The 4,184-nt window shown below is 63.6% G+C and carries 4 protein-coding genes and 1 pseudogene; all 5 read left to right on the top strand.

The genetic code is table 11. The features are described from left to right. The first annotated feature begins 70 nt into the window (after window positions 1-70). Window positions 71-685: a DapH/DapD/GlmU-related protein gene (locus EOA32_RS33970; RefSeq protein ID WP_095780110.1), complete on the top strand. Its 615-nt coding sequence runs from the start codon at window positions 71-73 to the stop codon at window positions 683-685. Between the two features lie 162 nt (window positions 686-847). Continuing rightward, window positions 848-1,705, top strand: a complete 858-nt coding sequence (gene phnC / locus EOA32_RS33975) for a phosphonate ABC transporter ATP-binding protein (protein ID WP_095780111.1) — start codon at window positions 848-850, stop codon at window positions 1,703-1,705. A gap of 142 nt (window positions 1,706-1,847) precedes the next feature. After that, complete coding sequence (gene phnD, locus EOA32_RS33980) at window positions 1,848-2,756, top strand: phosphonate ABC transporter substrate-binding protein (RefSeq protein WP_128374048.1); 909 nt, start codon at window positions 1,848-1,850, stop codon at window positions 2,754-2,756. 57 nt (window positions 2,757-2,813) lie between these two features. After that, window positions 2,814-3,770: a phosphonate ABC transporter, permease protein PhnE gene (gene phnE / locus EOA32_RS33985; protein ID WP_128374049.1), complete on the top strand. Its 957-nt coding sequence runs from the start codon at window positions 2,814-2,816 to the stop codon at window positions 3,768-3,770. 1 nt (window position 3,771) lies between these two features. Continuing rightward, window positions 3,772-4,184, top strand: a pseudogene (locus tag EOA32_RS33990) (phosphonate ABC transporter, permease protein PhnE); the annotation flags it as partial.

Raw genomic sequence — 4,184 nt, forward strand, 5'->3', positions numbered from 1 at the left:
AGACAGTTCGTGATGCGGTGGCCGACCGCATCATCGACGTCACCGCCTTCGCCGCAGGCAGGGTCGCCGCATGAGCAAACTTTCGGAGGCGCCGCTCGTCCATCCGACGGCACAGGTCGAAAACTCGACGCTCGGCCGTTGGACCGAGATCGCCGAGCGCAGCCGCGTTTCTGAAAGCGAGCTCGGCGACTATTCCTACATGATGCAGGACTGCGCCGCATGGTGTTCAACCATCGGCAAGTTCTCCAACATCGCGGCGAGCGTGCGCCTCAACGCCACCAACCACCCGACCTGGCGGCCGACGCTGCACCACTTCACTTATCGCGCCTCCGACTATTGGGACGACGCCGAACATGAAAGCGAGTTCTTCGCCGAGCGCCGCGCCAAGCGCGTCACCATCGGCCACGACACGTGGCTCGGCCATGGCTCGACCATCCTGCCCGGCGTGACCGTCGGCGACGGCGCGGCCGTCGGCGCCGGCGCCGTGGTGTCGAAGGATGTCGCGCCATACACCATCGTTGCCGGCGTGCCGGCAAAGCCGATCCGCGAGCGCTTCGACCGCCGCACGGCCGAGCGCTACCAGGTGCTTGCCTGGTGGGACTGGGACCATGCCCGGTTGCGCGCAGCGCTCGACGATTTCCGCGAGCTCTCGGCAGAGGCTTTCCTGGAGAAGTATGGCGGCTAACGATTGTGAATGGGCAGCAGTGAATGGCAGCAAGGAGAGAACCATTCATCGGTTGCCTGTGGGTCGTAACAAAACTGACATCGATCCGACACCCCAGCTTCATCGGCCTGCGCTAGCGAGGGTTAACAGACCTGCAAAACCGCGACGGACTGGAGCTTTGGTATGTCGGCATCATCGGCCACGCTGGAAATCCGCGGCATAACCCGACGATTTGGCAAGAACACCGCCGTCAGCGATATCAACGTCTCGATCCCGCAGGGCCAGATGGTCGGCATCATCGGCCGTTCCGGCGCCGGCAAGTCGACGTTGTTGCGCATGATCAACCGTCTGATCGATCCCAGCCAGGGATCGATTTTTTTCGATGGCGCCGAGGTCTCGCGCCTGCAGGGCTCGCCGCTGCGCCGCTGGCAGCGCGACTGCGCCATGATCTTCCAGCAGTTCAACCTGGTGCCGCGCCTCGATGTGCTCACCAACGTGCTGCTCGGCCGCCTCAACCACCGCTCCACGCTGTCCAACCTGCTCGGCATGTTCTCGCGCACCGAATGCGCCGAGGCGGTCGCCGCGCTCGAGCGCCTCGACATCGCCCGCACTGCGCTGCAGCCGGCGGGCACGCTCTCCGGCGGCCAGCAGCAGCGCGTGGCCATCGCGCGCGCCATGATGCAGCAGCCGAAGGTGCTTTTGGCCGACGAGCCGATCGCCTCGCTTGATCCGCTCAACGCCAAGGTGGTGATGGATTCGCTGCGCGACATCAACCTGCGCGAAGGCATCACCGTCGTCACCAACCTGCATACGCTGGACACTGCCCGCGCCTACTGCAACCGCATCATCGGCATGGCCGCCGGCAAGGTCGTCTTCGACGGCGCGCCCGAGGACCTCGACCGCGACGCCGTGCGCACCGTCTACGGCGCCGATGCCAACGGCGTCGAGATTTCCGAGGCCATCACGTCGACCAGCGTCAGCATCAAGCCGAAGATCACCGCATCCGCCGGCCCGCTCGAACCAGCCTTCCCCGGCTACTGAGTCCAGCGCCCCGGCCGAAGCGGTTCCGGGCAGATTTTGGATTTCAGCAAGAGCAACCTGGATCGCCCGCCCGCGTCAAAGGCTGAACTCAAAAATTCGAACGCTGCCGGCGCGAAGCCGGCAAAAACAGGAGAGAGGTCAAATGTTCAGGAAAATGGTTTTTGGCGCCGTGTCGATACTGGCCATGGCCGCAAGCGCACCGCATGCCGCCGACATCAAAGAGTTCCGCGTCGGTATCCTCGGCGGCGAGAACGAAACCGACCGCCTGCGCAACTACCAGTGCCTTGCCGACCACCTGAAGGCCGAATTCGGCTTCGAGAAGGTGTCGCTGTTCCCGGCCGCCGACTATGACGGCGTCATCCAGGGCCTGCTCGGCGGCACGCTCGACTTCGCCGAGCTCGGCGCGTCCGGCTACGCCAGCGTCTATCTCAAGGACCCGAACGCCGTCACTCCGATCCTCACCACCAAGCAGACCGACGGCTCGACCGGTTACTATTCGATCGGCCTGGCACTGAAGACTTCCGGCATCACCGACATCAAGTCGGCCAAGGGCAAGAAGCTCGGCTATGCCGACCCGGATTCGACCTCGGGCTATCTGATCCCGCTGACCCAGATTCCGAAGGACACCGGAGTTTCCAACGAGACCTACTTCGCCTCGACCCAGTTCAACGGCGGCCATGAGAATAACATCCTCGCCGTCCGCGACGGCAAGGTCGACGTGGCGGTGGACGATTCTTCGGGCATCGGCGATTTCAAGAACGGCTACACCTCGGGCACCTTCCACAAGGAAGTCGCCAAGGGCGCCGTCGACCCGAACGACTTCGTCGAAGTGTGGCGCTCGGGCCTGATCCCGAACGGTCCGTTGGTCGTGCGCACCGCGCTCGGCACCGAGATGACCGCCAAGCTCGCCGACTTCTTCACCCAGCTGCCGACCAAGGACAAGCCTTGCTTCGAAGGCGTCGAGGGCGGCGACTTCACCGGCTACGTGCCGGTCAAGCCTGACTTCTACAACGTTATCATCGAAGCCCGCAAAGCCGCCATCGGCGGCTGACGGCATCAGGAAAAAGGGCGGCGCGGTGAGGCGCCGCCCTTTTTGCATGCTCCAATTATGACAACCTCGGCGACGATCCACTCCGAAGCGACAAGGCAGCAGGCCGATGCCTGGCGGCGCCAGACCTCGCTTCGCCGCTTCTACACCGCGCTCGGCGTCGGCCTGCTGCTGGTCGCCATGTGTGCCACCATGTGGTTTGCCGATGAAGCCAATGCGGGCCATTTCTTCGAGCGGCTGCCGCATATCCTCGACTTCCTGAGCTGGCTGATCCCGAAGGACTGGAACGACGTCTGGCGGGCGCTGTTCGACATCGCCTCGCCGCATGACAAGGGCACGCAGGAACTCAACTTCCCGCTCGGCCGCGTCTATATCTGGGGCGGCTTCTATATCCCCGAATATTTCGAGCTGATGCTGACCACCGTCAACGTGGCGCTGGTCTCGACCTTCCTCGGCTTCGTCTTCGCGGTTCCCTTCTCCTTCATCGCCGCGCGCAACCTGACGCCGAGCCCGATCCTGCGGCTGGTGGTCAAGCGCATCATGGAATTGCTGCGCGCCTTTCCGGAGATCGTGATTGCCGGCCTGTTCGCGGCCATCGTCTCGATCGGCCCGGTCGCCGCCATCATCGCCATCGGCCTGCATTCGATCGGCGCGTTGGGCAAGCTGTTCTACGAGATCAACGAGAACATCGACATGCGCCCCGAAGAGGGCCTGCGCGCGGTTGGCGCCAACTGGATCGAGCGCGTGCGCTTCGCCGACCTGCCGCAGGTCCTGCCCAACTTCATGTCTTACACGCTGCTCAGAATCGAGATCAATGTTCGCATCTCGACCATCATGGGCGCGGTCGGTGGCGGCGGCATCGGCGAGGAGCTGAAGCTTTCAATCTCGCGCGGCTTCGGCGCCAAGACGCTGGCGCTGGTGCTGCTGCTCTTCGTCACCATCTTCCTCGTCGACCAGTTCTCCGCCTGGCTGCGCCGCAGGCTGGTTGGTGAGCAAGCCTTCCCGATGAGCGCCTGACATGGCAACGATGACAGCCGACGAAATCAGAGCGATCGAGGAACGCTTTCCGCAGGTATTCCGGCAGCCTCTCTACAAGCGCTTCTGGCCGCTTCTCCTCATTGCCGGCACTACGCTTTATCTCGCTTATGCCGTGTCGTTCTTCAGCCTGCCGCAGGTGCTGCGCGAGTCTCACTGGGAGCGCCTGCCGCTCTTCCTGTCGCAATGGATCAGCTACGACCTGCAGCCGGAATTCCGCCTCGATCAGCCGGAGATCACGCCGAAATATCCGCGGTTCTCCGCGCTTGGCGAAAACCCCAATCCGGATTGGGTGATCAGGAATCCCGATGGCACCTACACCGTGCAGATCGACGGCGAGGCCAAATCCGTCACCTTCGACAAGGCCAGGGCGACGATCGTCGCATATGGCGAGAC

The sequence above is a fragment of the Mesorhizobium sp. M1A.F.Ca.ET.072.01.1.1 genome (genome assembly GCF_004023325.1).
GTDB lineage: Bacteria > Pseudomonadota > Alphaproteobacteria > Rhizobiales > Rhizobiaceae > Mesorhizobium.